1 protein-coding gene is annotated in these 579 nt (G+C 63.6%); it reads right to left on the bottom strand.

Going from position 1 to position 579, the window contains the following annotated elements:
- Positions 1–177 precede the first annotated feature (177 nt).
- The coding region (locus tag ABEB23_RS18145; protein ID WP_498371357.1) for an EF-Tu C-terminal domain-related protein at positions 178–579 on the bottom strand (402 nt) is incomplete at its 5' end.

Genomic DNA, 579 nt, shown 5'->3' with positions numbered 1-579 from the left:
GACAGGTCGCGTGCACGTTTTATCCGTGCAACGACTGAAAGGGCCGTAGGGCGTTAGGGGGCGGCCGGTTCGGCCGCCCCTTTGACGTGAAGGTCAGACGCCTCGTTACCCGGACATGGGTCAAAGAATAGGCGGCCCCGAAGGGCCGCCCTGATACATCGGCATAATGCCGTAGTCTTACTTGATGATTTTGGAGACGACGCCAGCGCCGACGGTGCGGCCGCCTTCGCGGATGGCGAAGCGGAGGCCGTTTTCCATGGCGATCGGAGCGATCAGCTCGACCTCGAACTTCAGGTTGTCGCCGGGCATGACCATCTCGGTGCCCTCGGGCAGGGTGACGGTGCCGGTGACGTCCGTGGTGCGGAAGTAGAACTGCGGACGATAGTTGGTGAAGAACGGGGTGTGACGGCCGCCCTCTTCCTTGGTCAGGATGTAGGCCTCGGCCACGAACTTGGTGTGCGGGGTGATCGAACCCGGCTTGCACAGAACCTGACCGCGCTCGACGTCTTCACGCTTGGTGCCGCGCAGCAGAACGCCGACGTTGTCGCCCGCCTGGCCCTGGTCCAGCAGCTTGCGGAA

Source organism: Flavobacterium maritimum (assembly GCF_040049085.1).
In the GTDB taxonomy this organism is placed as follows: Bacteria; Bacteroidota; Bacteroidia; order Flavobacteriales; family Flavobacteriaceae; genus Flavobacterium; species Flavobacterium maritimum.
Note: the sequence above shows the minus strand (reverse complement) of the source record. Positions and strands in the feature narration are given on the sequence as shown.